This is a genomic window from Streptomyces sp. NPDC050164 (genome assembly GCF_044459945.1).
Taxonomy (GTDB): Bacteria; Actinomycetota; Actinomycetes; order Streptomycetales; family Streptomycetaceae; genus Streptomyces; species Streptomyces coeruleorubidus_A.
Genome location: NZ_JBITJK010000003.1, coordinates 140,223 through 152,991 on the forward strand (window position 1 = coordinate 140,223; position 12,769 = coordinate 152,991).

General features: G+C 71.7%; 13 protein-coding genes and 1 pseudogene. 9 read left to right on the plus strand and 5 right to left on the minus strand.

Annotated features, from left to right (window positions below; all coding sequences use genetic code 11):
• Positions 1 to 172 precede the first annotated feature (172 nt).
• From ACIBNA_RS06005 to ACIBNA_RS06020, 4 genes are read left to right on the plus strand one after another with little or no spacing between them, the layout of a single operon-like run.
• Positions 173 to 1,123, plus strand: coding sequence for a TIM barrel protein (locus tag ACIBNA_RS06005; protein ID WP_399164047.1), 951 nt, complete (start codon positions 173 to 175; stop codon positions 1,121 to 1,123).
• Between the two features lie 9 nt (positions 1,124 to 1,132).
• Positions 1,133 to 2,572, plus strand: a complete 1,440-nt coding sequence (locus ACIBNA_RS06010) for a sugar porter family MFS transporter (RefSeq protein ID WP_399164048.1) — start codon at positions 1,133 to 1,135, stop codon at positions 2,570 to 2,572.
• A gap of 44 nt (positions 2,573 to 2,616) precedes the next feature.
• Positions 2,617 to 3,636 (plus strand): Gfo/Idh/MocA family oxidoreductase, encoded by a 1,020-nt coding sequence (locus tag ACIBNA_RS06015; RefSeq protein ID WP_399164049.1) that lies wholly within the window; start codon positions 2,617 to 2,619, stop codon positions 3,634 to 3,636.
• A complete protein-coding gene (locus tag ACIBNA_RS06020; protein WP_399164050.1) occupies positions 3,633 to 4,502 on the plus strand; it encodes a sugar phosphate isomerase/epimerase family protein in 870 nt (289 codons plus the stop codon). The genes ACIBNA_RS06015 and ACIBNA_RS06020 overlap by 4 nt, the downstream gene beginning before the upstream one ends.
• Positions 4,503 to 4,547: 45 nt before the next feature.
• On the opposite strand, the gene helR is transcribed toward ACIBNA_RS06020, so the two are convergent.
• The 3 genes from helR to ACIBNA_RS06035 form a co-directional block, all read right to left on the minus strand.
• Positions 4,548 to 6,704: an RNA polymerase recycling motor ATPase HelR gene (gene helR, locus ACIBNA_RS06025; RefSeq protein ID WP_399164051.1), complete on the minus strand. Its 2,157-nt coding sequence runs from the start codon at positions 6,702 to 6,704 to the stop codon at positions 4,548 to 4,550.
• A gap of 209 nt (positions 6,705 to 6,913) precedes the next feature.
• A complete protein-coding gene (locus ACIBNA_RS06030; RefSeq protein WP_399164052.1) occupies positions 6,914 to 7,546 on the minus strand; it encodes a LysE family translocator in 633 nt (210 codons plus the stop codon).
• Positions 7,540 to 7,746 carry a hypothetical protein gene (locus tag ACIBNA_RS06035; RefSeq protein ID WP_399164053.1) on the minus strand — a complete coding sequence of 69 codons (207 nt, stop codon included), beginning with the start codon at positions 7,744 to 7,746 and terminating at the stop codon, positions 7,540 to 7,542. The genes ACIBNA_RS06030 and ACIBNA_RS06035 overlap by 7 nt, the downstream gene beginning before the upstream one ends.
• Positions 7,747 to 7,771: 25 nt before the next feature.
• Between ACIBNA_RS06035 and ACIBNA_RS06040 the strand changes: the two genes are divergently transcribed.
• Both ACIBNA_RS06040 and ACIBNA_RS06045 read left to right on the plus strand, forming a co-directional pair.
• Positions 7,772 to 8,296: a CGNR zinc finger domain-containing protein gene (locus ACIBNA_RS06040; RefSeq protein ID WP_399164054.1), complete on the plus strand. Its 525-nt coding sequence runs from the start codon at positions 7,772 to 7,774 to the stop codon at positions 8,294 to 8,296.
• A gap of 228 nt (positions 8,297 to 8,524) precedes the next feature.
• On the plus strand, positions 8,525 to 9,409 hold the full coding sequence (locus tag ACIBNA_RS06045) for a Gfo/Idh/MocA family protein (protein ID WP_399164055.1): 885 nt from the start codon (positions 8,525 to 8,527) through the stop codon (positions 9,407 to 9,409).
• On the opposite strand, the gene ACIBNA_RS06050 is transcribed toward ACIBNA_RS06045, so the two are convergent.
• Complete coding sequence (locus ACIBNA_RS06050) at positions 9,406 to 9,759, minus strand: hypothetical protein (protein ID WP_399164056.1); 354 nt, start codon at positions 9,757 to 9,759, stop codon at positions 9,406 to 9,408. The two genes, ACIBNA_RS06045 and ACIBNA_RS06050, sit on opposite strands and share 4 nt — an antisense overlap.
• Positions 9,760 to 9,831: 72 nt before the next feature.
• Complete coding sequence (locus ACIBNA_RS06055; protein WP_399164057.1) at positions 9,832 to 10,737, minus strand: GNAT family N-acetyltransferase; 906 nt, start codon at positions 10,735 to 10,737, stop codon at positions 9,832 to 9,834.
• A 217-nt stretch (positions 10,738 to 10,954) separates the two neighbouring features.
• Here ACIBNA_RS06055 and ACIBNA_RS06060 point away from each other — a divergent pair.
• The 3 genes and pseudogenes from ACIBNA_RS06060 to ACIBNA_RS06070 all read left to right on the plus strand — a co-directional run.
• Positions 10,955 to 11,212 (plus strand): annotated as a pseudogene (locus ACIBNA_RS06060) (beta-1,3-glucanase family protein); the annotation flags it as partial.
• A gap of 98 nt (positions 11,213 to 11,310) precedes the next feature.
• Positions 11,311 to 11,484: a beta-1,3-glucanase family protein gene (locus ACIBNA_RS06065; RefSeq protein ID WP_399164058.1), complete on the plus strand. Its 174-nt coding sequence runs from the start codon at positions 11,311 to 11,313 to the stop codon at positions 11,482 to 11,484.
• Between the two features lie 60 nt (positions 11,485 to 11,544).
• Positions 11,545 to 12,645 carry a PP2C family protein-serine/threonine phosphatase gene (locus ACIBNA_RS06070; RefSeq protein WP_399164334.1) on the plus strand — a complete coding sequence of 367 codons (1,101 nt, stop codon included), beginning with the start codon at positions 11,545 to 11,547 and terminating at the stop codon, positions 12,643 to 12,645.
• Positions 12,646 to 12,769: the final 124 nt, after the last annotated feature.

A 12,769-nucleotide genomic window follows, 5' to 3' on the forward strand; every position in this document is an offset into this window, starting at 1 on the left:
CCGACCACCTTACGGGGCGTCCCGCACGGGGCCTGTACACGGCCCCCGCAATCTCCCGGCAACAACCTATTGACATGACATTTGGACAGGGGTCATCGTACTCGAACTAGAGCGCGCTAGTAGAGCGCATCAGTTCCACGTACACCCCTTCCTCTCCCGAAGGACACTCACCATGGCAACGGCGCCAGCCCCGCTGCGTACGACCGTCGGCAACCTGTGCCTCAGCTCCGCCCCCGACTCCTGGGGTGTCTGGTTCCCCGAGGACGAGCACCAGGTGTCGTACACCCGTTTCCTCGACGAGCTCGTCCAGGCCGGATACCAGTGGCTGGAACTCGGCCCGTACGGCTATCTCCCCACCGACCCGCAGCGGCTGAAGGCCGAACTGGACGCCCGGGGGCTCAAGGTCTCCGGCGGCACCGCGTTCGGCGCGCTGCACCGGCCCGAGGCGTGGGACGAGATGCTCGCCCATGTCCGGCAGGTCGCCGCGCTGACCGCCGCCGCGGGAGCGCACCATCTCGTCTTCATCCCGCCGATGTACCGGGACGAGAAGACGGGTGCCTTCACCGAGTCGCCCGAGCTGACCGCCGAGCGGTGGGCCGGGTTCGGCCGGGCCGCCGACCGGCTGGGCAGGCTGCTGCTGGAGGAGTACGACGTGCGCCTGGTCGTCCACCCGCACGCCGACAGCCACATCCAGACGCAAGGAGAGATCGAGCGGCTGCTGAACGAGTCCGACAGCCGGTACACGAACCTCTGCCTGGACACGGGGCACGTCGCGTACGGCGGTGGGGACAACCTCGATCTGATCCGCCGCTTCGGTGAGCGGGTCGGCTACGTGCACATCAAGCAGATGGACCCGGAGATCCTGGCGCAGGTCGCGGCCGAGGACCTGTCCTTCGGTGAGGCCGTGAAGCGCGGGGTGTGCGTGTCGCCGCCCGCCGGGGTACCGAACCCGGCCGATGTGGTGGGCGAACTCGCCAAGCTCGACGCCGAGTTGTTCGTGATCGTCGAGCAGGACCTGTACCCGTGCGCTCCCGAGGTGCCGCTGCCCATCGCGGTCAGCACCCGTGAACACCTGGCCGGCTGCGGACTGTCGGGTACCCGGCGCCCGAACATCGACAGGTAAGGAGCGGCCATGGACGTCAGGGACGACACGACACCGGCCCCCATCCCAACCCCCGCCACCGCCGTCGCGGACGACGCCCCTGCGGCGGTCAGGCGGCGGCTTCGGCTGATCACGATCATCGCCACGTTCGGTGGTCTGCTCTTCGGCTACGACACCGGCGTCATCAACGGCGCCCTGCCCTACATGACCGACGACCTCGGCCTGACCCCGGTCACCGAGGGCATGGTCACCAGCTCACTGCTGCTGGGTGCCGCGCTGGGCGCGGTGACCGGCGGCCGGTTGTCGGACGCGCGCGGCAGGCGGCGCAACATCCTGCTGCTGGCCGTGCTGTTCTTCGTCGGCGCGCTCGGCTGCACGCTCGCCCCCACGACCGAGGTGATGATCGTGGCGCGGTTCGTGCTCGGTCTCGCGGTCGGCGGCGCGTCGGTGACCGTGCCGGTGTATCTCGCGGAGGTCTCGCCCGCCGAGCGGCGCGGCGCTCTCGTCACCCGTAACGAGCTGATGATCGTCAGCGGTCAGCTGCTGGCCTTCACGTCCAACGCCATCATCGCCCAGGTCGGCGGCGAGTCCGGTGGCGTGTGGCGCTGGATGCTGGTCATCGCCACGCTGCCGGCGGTGGTGCTCTGGTTCGGCATGCTGGTGATGCCGGAGAGCCCGCGCTGGCTGGCCTCCCAGAGCCGCTTCGGGGAGGCCCTCGAAGTCCTCAAGCAGGTGCGCTCGCAGGCCCGGGCCGAGGCCGAGCTGAAGGAGGTGTCCGCGCTCGCCGTCAAGGACGAGCAGGCGAAGCTCGGCGGCTGGCAGGACATGAGGAGCACGCCGTGGGTGCGCAAGCTGATGTTCGTCGGGTTCGGCATCGCGATCGTGCAGCAGATCACCGGCGTCAACACGATCATGTACTACGGCACGCAGATCCTCACCGACGCCGGTTTCGCCGCCGACAGCGCGCTGACGGCGAACATCGCCAACGGTGTGATCTCGGTGCTGGCCACCTTCGTCGGCATCTGGCTGCTGGGCCGGGTACCGCGTCGCCCGATGCTGATGACCGGTCAGGCCGGTACGATCGTCGCCCTGTTGCTGATCGGTGTCTTCTCCCTGGTGCTGCCCTCGGGAGACGCGCGGGCCTTCGCGGTGCTCGCCATGACGGTCACGTTCCTCGCCTTCCAGCAGGGCGCGATCTCGCCGGTGACCTGGCTGATGCTGTCGGAGATCTTCCCGATGCGGATGCGCGGCTTCGGCATGGGGATCGCGGCCGTGGTGCTGTGGCTGACCAACTTCGTGATCGGGCTGGTCTTCCCGTCCCTGGTCTCCGGGATCGGGATCTCCAACACCTTCTTCCTGTTCGTGGTGGCGGGCGTGCTGTCCCTCACGTTCGTCAAGCTCTACGTCCCCGAGACCAAGGGCCGCACCCTCGAATCCCTCGAAGCCGAGCTCCGGACGCGTTTCTCCTGACCTTCCCCCTGAGCTTCTCCTGTTTCTTCTCCAAGGAGTTCACCATGACCGTACGTGTAGGCGTCATCGGCGCCGGAATGATCGGCCAGGACCACATCCGGCGGCTCACCGAGGTCGTCACCAGGGCCGCCGTCACGGCCGTGACCGACATCGACACCGACCGCGCCGCCGAGGTGGCGGCCCGGGCCGGTGCCACCGCGCAGCCCACCGGCGCGGATCTGATCGCCTCCCCGGACGTGGACGCCGTCCTCGTCACCTCCTGGGGGCCCACCCACGCCGAGCACGTCCTGGGCGCGATCGCGGCCGGCAAGCCGGTGTTCTGCGAGAAGCCCCTGGCCACGACCGCCGAGGACTGTCTGCGGATCGTCGAGGCCGAGCGGGCGCACGGCCGCCGCCTGGTCCAGGTCGGCTTCATGCGCCGCTTCGACGCCGGCTATCGCCAGATGAAGGAGGTCCTGTCGACCGGCTCGCTCGGGGCCCCGCTGATCGTGCACTGCGCCCACCGCAACCCGACCGTGCCGGAGTCGTACCACTCCGCCATGGCCGCCCAGGACACGGCCGTCCACGAGATCGACGTGCTGCGCTGGCTGCTCGACGACGAGATCGTCTGCGCCCAGGTGGTCACCCCGCGCGCCACGAGCAAGCGGTTCGCGCATCTGAAAGACCCGCAGATCATGGTCTTCGAGACCGCCGAGGGCGTCCGGATCGACCTGGAGGTCTTCGTCAACTGCCAGTACGGCTACGACATCCAGTGCGAGGTCGTCGGCGAGGACGGCCTGGTCCGGCTGCCCGACCCGGCGGCCGTCGGCATCCGCACCGCCGCCCGGCACGGCACAGGTGTGCTCCAGGACTGGAAGGACCGGTTCGCGCAGGCCTTCGACACCGAGTTCCGCGAGTGGGTCGCAGGCGTGGCCGCCGGCACCGAGCCCACCGGCCCGTCCGCCTGGGACGGTTACGCCGCCACCGTCATCACCGACGCCGCCGTCCGGTCCCTGGAGACCGGCGGCGAGAGCGTCACCGTCGACATGAAGCCCCGCCCCGCGTTCTACGGAGGGACCGCGTGAAGATCGCCCTCGACCCCTACATGTTCCGCGCCCTGCCGATCGACGACATGGTGCGCACGGTCGCCGAACTCGGCTACGAGTACATCGAGTTGTCGCCGCGCGCCGACTTCATGCCGTTCTTCCTGCACCCGCGTGCGGACGACGCGCGGGTGGCGGAGCTGAAGCAGTCGCTGCGCCGGCACGGTGTGCGGCTGTCCTCGGTGCTGCCGCTGTACAAGTGGTCCTCGCCGGACGAGACCGAGCGGCAGGCCGCCGTCCGCTACTGGAAGCGGATGATCGAGATCACCGTCGAGCTCGGATGCCCGCTGATGAACTCGGAGTTCAACGGCCGCCCCGAGCGCGCCGCCGAGAGCGAGGCCGCCTTCTGGCGCTCGCTGGAGGAACTGCTGCCGGTGTTCGAGCGCGAAGGCATCGCTCTGAACCTGGAGGCGCACCCGGACGACTTCTGCGAGGAGAACACGCCCGCCGTCGATCTCGTCCGTGCGATCAACAAGCCGTGGGTGAACTACCTGTACTGCGCCCCGCACTCCTTCCATCTCTCCGGGACCTCGGAGATCGGCGCCGACATCGCGGCGATGATGCGCTACGCCGGTGACAAGCTCCAGCACGTGCACATCGCGGACTCCTTCAACCACAAGGGTTCGTCCGGCCTGCGCTACATCCTCAACCCGCCGGGCACGCCGGCCCGGATCCACCAGCACCTCGACATCGGCCAGGGCGAGGTCGACTGGGACGCCTTCTTCGGCACGCTGCGCGAGCTGGGCTTCGACGGTGTCGCCACGTCCTGTGTCTTCGCCTGGGAGGAGCGGGCCCGGGAGTCGTCGGCGTTCATGCTGGACCGCATCCGCAAGGAGCTCGCCGCGTAGGACTGCTGCCCCGGGGCCCGCGCTGCGGGCCCCGGCAAAGTCCCGTCAGGAGCTCGTGAGGATGACGAGCTGCTGAGTCGCCCGGGTCATCGCGACATAGTGGTCGACCGCTCCTTCGATGCCCGTGCCGAAGTCCTGCGGGTCGACGAGGACGACCAGATCGAACTCGAGCCCCTTCGACAGCTCCGGGGTCAGCGAACGGACCCGGGGCGAAGCCGGCCGGAACGCGGAATCGCCGATCACACAGGCGATCCCGTCCGGATGGGCGTCGAGCCAGGTGTCGAGGACCGAGTGCAGCTCCGCAGTGGACCCGTGCACGACGGGGACGCCGCCGCTGCGGATGGAGGTCGGCACGTTGGCGTCCGGCAGGGCGGCCCGGATGACCGGCTCGGCCTCCGCCATGATCTCCTCCGGCGTCCGGTAGTTGACGCTCAGCGAGGCCAGGTCGATCCGGCCGAGCCCGACGCGCTCCAGCCGTTCCCGCCACGACTGCGTGAACCCGTGCCGGGCCTGGGCGCGGTCCCCGACGATGGTGAAGCTGCGGGACGGGCAGCGCAGCAGCAGCATCTGCCACTCCGCGTCGGTCAGTTCCTGGGCCTCGTCCACGACGATGTGCGCGAACGGGCCGGCGAGCCGGTCCGGGTCGGCGGTGGGCAGGGCGCTCTCGTCGACCAGGGAGTTCCGCATGTCCTGTCCGTGCAGCATGACCAGCACGCCTTCGCCGTCGTCATGGCTGTGGGCCGCCAGCAGGTCGTCGATGACCCTGCCCATGCGTTCGCGTTCGGTGGCGACGGCGGCGGCGTGCCGGCGCCCCCGCTGTGCCGCCGCCGGGTCGCCGAGCCGCTGCCGGGCCGCGTCCAGCAGCGGCAGGTCGGACACCGTCCAGGCGTGGGGATCCTCGCGCTGCAGCTTGCGTACCTCTTCGCGGCTGAGCCAGGGAGCGCACATCCGCAGGTAGGCCGGTACCGACCACAGATCGCCGACGAGGTCGGGCGCCTCGATCAGCGGCCAGGCGCGGTTGAAGGCCGTGAGCAGTTCCCTGTTCTGCGACAGCGACTTGCGGAGCAGGGCGGCCGACGTGTCGCCTTCGTGCTTGTCCTGCAGGATCGTGAGCAGTTCCTCCCAGACCTGGCCGCGCGCGTCGTTGTGCGGGGTGCCGGGCTCCGCCGCTTCGAACGCCACGGCCCAGTCGCCGGCGCTGAGGCGGATGTCGGACCAGTGAGTGGTGACCGTCATCCCCTCGGTGGGCGGCTCCTCGTAGAACGTGACGGCCTTCTCGATGGCCTTCACCATGTCCGCGGACGACTTCAGGCGCGCGACGTCCGGGTCGCTCTCGACCGCCGCTTCGGCTCCCTCGGGGACGAGGTCCCGCAGGATGCAGGTCTGCACGCCCTCCTCGCCGAGGCTGGGCAGGACGTCGGCGACGTAGGAGAGGTAGGGCCGGTGCGGGCCGACGAACAGCACGCCGCCCCGGCGGTGGCCGAGCCGGGGGTCGGAGTACAGGAGGTAGGCGGAGCGGTGCAGGGCGACGACCGTCTTGCCCGTGCCCGGACCGCCGTCGACGACGAGGGCGCCTCGGGAACCCGCGCGGATGATGGCGTCCTGGTCGGCCTGGATGGTGCCGAGCACGTCCCGCATCCGGGGTGAGCGGTTGCTGCCCAGACTGGCGATGAAGGCGGACTGGTCGTCGAGCGCGGCGTGCCCGACGACTCCGTCCGCGGTGAACACCTCGTCCCAGTAGTCGCTGATCCGGCCGCCGGTCCAGCGGTAGCGGCGGCGGCTGGCCAGGCCCATCGGGTTGGCGTGGGTGGCTCCGAAGAACGGCTCGGCCGCGGGGGAACGCCAGTCGACCAGCAGCCGGCGCCCCTCGCTGTCGGTGAGTCCGAGTCGTCCCACGTAGACGAGCTCGGCGTCGTCCGCGCCGACCATGTGCCCGAGGCACAGGTCCAGGCCGAAGCGCCGCAGTGCCCGCAGACGGGCGGTCAGCCGGTGGATCTCGGCGTCCCGGTCCATCGCCTGCCGCCCCTTCCCGCCGGGCGCCCTGCGCTCGGCGTCGAGGCGGTCGGACAGCTCGGCGATCGACAGTTCGAGACACGCGGCGACGGCAGCGAAGTGCCGCTCGTCTCCGGCGATCAACGCCGGGTCGTCCTTGTGCGAGAGGCGGTCGGGAAGATCGAACGCGCTGGTGGTCAGGGGGGTCACGTCATGCTCCCGTTTCCGCAGGTCCTGGGCTCAGGCCGGACAGTCTGCGGCACGCAGGGGGCCTTGCCGCAAGGCCCCCTGCGTGTTATAGCTTGAGAGTGGCGAGGAGAGGACTCCTCGCCTTTCTTGTTGAGGGCCGCTGTCCGGGGAAAGCCGTCCCACAACTGATACGTCGTCGGCTGGTGCCACGCTGCTGCCCTCCGAGGAGTTCAGAGTGGAACGACGGCCAGTCGGATGCCGAGTCCGATGAGTGCGGAACCCATGACCCCGTCGAGCACCGCCGAGAGTCTCGCGAGCCGGCGGCCCACCCGGGTGAGTAGATGACTCATCCCCGGATACCACGTCATGAGCACCGCGGTGTGAGCGGCGAGCAGCGCGGCGGCCGCCGGGACGACCGCATCGTCCGGCCCGATGAACTGGGGGAACACGGTGGTGTAGAAGATCCCCACTTTGGGGTTGAGCAGGTCGCCGACCAGACCGCGGCGGAACCCGCCGTACGCGGACAGCCCGGGCGCGAGACCCTCGGGCCGCTGGACCGCAGGCCGGCGCCGGGCCGAGCGCAGGGCCTGCACGCCCAGCCAGATCAGGTACGCCGCGCCCGCCAGGCGGAGTGTGTCGTACGCCACGCGCGAGGTCGCCAGCAGCGTGGCGAGCCCGAGCACGGAGCCTGCCGCCCAGAAGACCTTGCCGAGCGTCAAACCGACCGTGGCGGCGACCGCGGCACGCTGACCGCCCTGTCGCGCGCAGCCGAGCACGACCGTGAGATTGGCTCCCGGGGTTGCCGCGAGGACCAGGCACAGCGCGACGAAGGAGCCCAACTGGGCCCAGCTGAGCCCTAGCACGCCGGCTCACCGCCACCGGCTGCCCGTCCGGCCGCCGTCACCGGCGCTTCAGGTGACGGCCCGCGTGGTGGCGCAGGCCCGTCCTTGAGGACGTCCCCGGCCAGCAGCACACGCAGGCGTCCGCAGGCGCAGTGCTGGTAGCGCACCCAGCCCAGGGAGGTCGGGTGCTTCGACAAGGTGAGGAAGAGGCATGCGGTCATGCCGAGAGCGTGATGCAATGAGTAAATGCATTTCAACACTTACGGCGGCAACGCGGCCCTGCTGGCGGCGGCCCTGGCCAACCTCGACGACGGGTGCGACACCCACACGGTCGAGACGTTGCTGGCCGAGCACCGGGTGGCGCGTCCCCGGCTGACCGGCCGGCAGCTCCAGCTGCTGCTGGCCTGGCGCCTGCGCCTGTGGGAGGCGTTCGCGGCCCCCACCAAGCCGGAACAGGTCGGTGCCGTCAACCGGCTGCTGACCGATGCGGCGGCCCGCCCGTACGTGTCCACACACGACGGCCAGCCGCCGCACCTGCACTACGCCGACGAGAACGCCGACGTCGTCACGCGCGTGCGGGCCGCCACCGCGGCCGGGCTCGCCCTGGTACTCACCGAGACGGACCCCTGCCGTCTCGGGCAGTGCTCGGCACCGGGCTGCCGTGCCGTCTTCGTCGACGTGTCCCGCAACGGCCGCCGCGCATACTGCTCCCGCCTGTGCGCCACACGGGTCCACGTCTCCGCGCACCGCGACCGCAAGCGGCGGCGGTAAGGCCGACTTCGTGCCGACTGCCGATGCGGCGGCGGCGAAGCAGCCCGAAAGTCGGCCCGAGTCCGGCTGACCCCGGCAACGAAGGCGTTTTCCCGTCTCCCAGCAGCGGACCCCCCCAAGTCCCCTGCCTGGACTCCCCACGGCCGGTTCCGTATGACACGCTCTTCGGCGAGCGGGCGGCCGGGGCACGGCCGTCGGCTGTTCAGGGCACCGTGGAGAGGCGACGGCATGCGCATAGGACTGCTCGGCACCGGCCCGTGGGCGCAGATAGCCCACGCACCCGCACTGAGCGGGCACGACGAGCTCGACTTCGCCGGTGTGTGGGGACGCCGTCCCGAGGCGGCGAAGGAGCTGGCCGAGCGGCACGGTGTCCGGGCGTACGACGACGTCGACGAGCTGTTCGCCGACGTGGACGCGGTCGCCGTGGCACTGCCTCCGGACGTGCAGGCCGGGCTCGCCGCACGGGCGGCGCGGGCCGGGTGTCATCTGCTGCTCGACAAGCCCCTGGCGCCGACGGTGGAGCAGGGACGGGCCGTGGTCGAGGCCGCCGAGGAGGCCGGGGTCGCCTCGGTCGTGTTCTTCACGGCCCGCTTCCAGCCCGGGCCGCAGGCGTGGATCACCGAGCAGGCGGCGGTGCCGGGCTGGTTCACGGGGCGTGCGCAGTGGCTCGGGGCGGTGTTCACCAGCGAGAGCCCCTTCGCGACGCCATGGCGGCGGGAAAAGGGCGCCCTGTGGGACGTCGGCCCGCACGCCCTGTCCGTGCTGCTGCCGGTGCTCGGCGACGTGCGACGCGTGACAGCGGCCGCGTACGGCCCCGGGGACACGGCCCATGTCGTCCTCGACCACACCGGCGGTGCGTCGAGCACCCTCACCCTGAGCCTGACGGCACCGCCCGCCGCGTCGGGTGCCGCCGTCGAGCTCCGAGGGGAGGCCGGGGTCGCGGTGCTGCCGGACAGCTCCGACGGAGCGGTCCCCGCCCTCAAGCGGGCCGCGGACGCCCTGCTCGCCGCCGCCCGGACCGGCCGCCCGCACGCTTGCGACGCGGCGTTCGGCCTCCGGGTCACCGAGATCCTCACAGCGGCCCAGGACCTGCTGAACGGCGGCGCGCGCTAGGGGGTGTCCGCAAAGTCCTCGTCGGGCTCGTCACTCCAGCGGAACCAGGCCTCGTCGCCCTCGATATGCAGCAGGAACGCGGGGACCGGGCCGTCCGGGGAGGAGAGGGAGACGCGTCGGATGATCTCGGCGTAGACGCGCTCCCATGCCTCCCAGAGCCGGTCGTGGTCCTGTCTGGCCAGGGCGAGTTCCTGTGCGAACAGGTCGCGGACGGAGTCGAAGGCCGGGCCGGGGGTGAAGCGGCCGGAGAGCCAGGGGAAGTCGGCCGCCTCGATCAGGATCTCCCCGACCGCTCCGTCGGCTTCCTGCCCGGCACTGTGCACCTGCCACACCTGGCCCTTGAATCCCACGCCCGCCTCCGTCGCCCCGGTTGGATCACTGTCCGCCAGCTTGCCACCCGGCACTGACAGCGGCTGGTCGCGTCAGGCCGTACGGCCGTCCTGCGGCGGGTCGAAGTTGAGCCGTTCCTTCACCACCGGGAAACCGGCCTTCGTGAAGTTCGCGGCCATGGGGAAGTTGCCCTGGTCCGTGGCGGCGGCGATGAAGTCCGCGCCCTGACCGGCCAGGAAGTGCGTGCACTCGGCCAGGAGGTCGTAGGCGTAGCCGTGGCCGCGCTGGTCGGGCAGGACCCCGATGAAGCCGATGCACGGGCCCGTCGGATTGCGGGCCGGGATGTGGATGCCGACCGGTTCGCCCTGCGGTGTGTACGCGACCTGCCACCACTCGCGGGGCGAGGGGCACCAGTGGAAGAAGTCGAGTTCCTCCTGGGCCGCCTGGTCGAGTCCGCCCTGCTCGATGGCCTTCAGCGCATGGGCGTCCAGCGTGACGGAGTGGATGCGGCGCAGCGCGTCGAAGAACACGGCGTCGTCCGGTTCGGCGCGGAACACAAGGCGCCCGGGCCGCTCGGGCAGACCGTGGTCCGGGGTCCACCGGTACAACAGGCGTTCCACCAGGAGGTCGTAGCCGGCCTTCCGCGCGGCGGTGAAGCAGGTCTCGGCCGCGGTGCGCAGGGCGGGGTCGTCGCGCCAGTCAGCGGGCAGGTTCAGTTCCAGTTCCACCCGCCAGGGGGCGGAGCGCAGGAGGGCGGCGCCCGCTTCCTCCTCGCCTTCCGCCACGTCGAACCAGTTGAGGTTGACGGGCTCGGTGTCGTCGGGGCCGCCCCACCAGGCGCCGCGGGCCACGACCCGGCCGTCGCGCAGGGCCACCCGCTTCCAGTCGGGGCGGTGCCGGGTCAGCCGGTGGCCCTCACGGGCGCCCAGCGGATCGGGCAGGGCGTCGAAGAGATCGGCGTCGCTCGCGTCGAGCGCGCGGATGACCACATCGGTCACGGAATTCCTCCGGGATGCGTGCCGCGAAGAGCGCTCCCGGTGAGGTCAGTCGAGGCACGCCGGGACGAGGGGCAGGGAGCGCTGAATGTGTGTGAACTGCACGGCTCTGCCCTCCTTCCACGGGTCTCGGGGCGTGACGCCGACACGCTACGGGATCGCCGACGGACCGTCCATCGCTTTTCTGACGCGGCTCAAGTGGCCCTGCAAGAGGCGAAAGGCCGCGCCGAAAGCGGCGATTCCCCTCCCCCTCACGCTTGTCAACAACAGCGGATCCTTCGGCAACGCCAGCGTCCACGTCTACGTCGCGGCCAACGCGGACGACCGGCAGGTACGTCTCACGCCCGAGGGCACACAGGCCCCGGTGGCCCCGTCGGACAACGGGCCCGACGGCTTCACCGACTACGCGATCGCCCTGGTCGGCGGCGGCGAGACGCGGCTGTCCCTGCCCTACATGTCGGGCCGGATCCATGCGGCACCCCGTGGTTGGTGCTGCACGACTGTGCCGGCCGGCAACCGCTCGGCACTGGGGCTCCGCCGCCCGGCCGACGACCGATGCCGCGTTACGCCAAGGCCATGCACGCGGCCACACAGGACGGCAGGGCGTACGGCTTCGCCTTCGACGACGTGGCCGACTTCGCCTCGTACATCCAGGACACGGCGCCGACGGGGCTGCGCGCCCCTTCCGGCCGCCGCCTGCGGCCGTCCGTGGCGGCGCGGTCCCGGAGTGCGGCGCCGGGTGGGGCGTAGCAGCGTGGTGGTGTGAGCAGTGCGCGCGCCCGGCTGCCGCGTCGGGGCAGGGACCGGGATCTGGACCGGGAGCTGGACCGGGATCTGGACCGGCGGGGCTGGCTGCGCGGCGCACCGCCGCCGGTCTGGGCGCGGGTGCTGCCGTCCGTGCTGCTGGCGGGCGTGTGCACGGCGGAGCTGATCAGTCCGGAGCCGCTGGACATCGGCTTCCTGCTGGGTGCGATCCCGCCGCTGGCCGTGCTGGCGCACGGGCCGGTCGTGACGGCGGTGCTCGGCGCGCTGGCGGTGGTCGTGCTGACGGTGCCCGTCTTCCGTCTGGACAACCCCGGCAGCACCGATCTGCTGACCGTCTGCTTCGTGGCGGCGCTGAGCGTGCTGCTGTCGTTCGTGCGCAGCAGGCGTGACGCGCAGCTGGTCACCGAGCGGTCCGTCGCCGAGGTCGCGCAGCGGGCCGTGGTGCCGCCGCTGCCGGAGCGGGTCGGGCCGGTGCGGTGCGCGGGGCTGTACCGGGCCGCGCAGAGCGGGACGCTGGTCGGGGGCGACTTCTTCGACGTACGCGCGGGCCCCTACGGCGTACGGGCGGTCATGGGTGATGTGCAGGGGCACGGGCTGTCGGCGGTCGCCACGGTCGCGTCGCTGCTGGGGGCGTTCCGGGAGGCGGTGCTGGACCAGCCGGATCCGGAGGCGGTGGCGGCCCGGCTCGACCGGAGGCTGGCGGTGGACTCCGCGGGCGAGCCGCATTCCGAGTTGTTCGCGACGGCGGTGCTGCTGGACTTCTCCGCCGACGCGCGTGTGGTGCGGATCGTGGCGTGCGGGCAGGCCGGGCCACTGTTGCTGCGGGACGGGCTGGCCGTCGAGCTGGACGTCGAGCCGTGCACGCCGCTGGGGCTGGGACTCGCCGAGGTCACTCCGCCGAGGGTCGTCTCGGTGCGGCTGCGGGCGGGTGACCGGTTGTTCCTCGCGTCCGACGGTGTCACCGAGGCCAGGGACGCCGGCGGGGCCTTCTATCCCCTGGCCGAGCGGCTGCCGGGCCTCGCCGACGAGGACCCGGCCGCGCTGGCCGAGCGGGTGTGGACCGACCTGGTCCGGTACTGCCCGGACGTCCGGGACGACGTCACGATGCTCGTGCTCGCGCCCCGTCCGCGGGGCGGGCCGCCCTGACGGCGGCCGGGGGGGGGGGGGGGGGGGGGGGGGGGGGGCCCCCCCCGGGGGGGGGCCCCCCCCCGGGGGGGGGGGGCGGGGGGGCGGGGGCCCCCCCCCCCCGGGCGCGCCCCGCCCCCCGGCG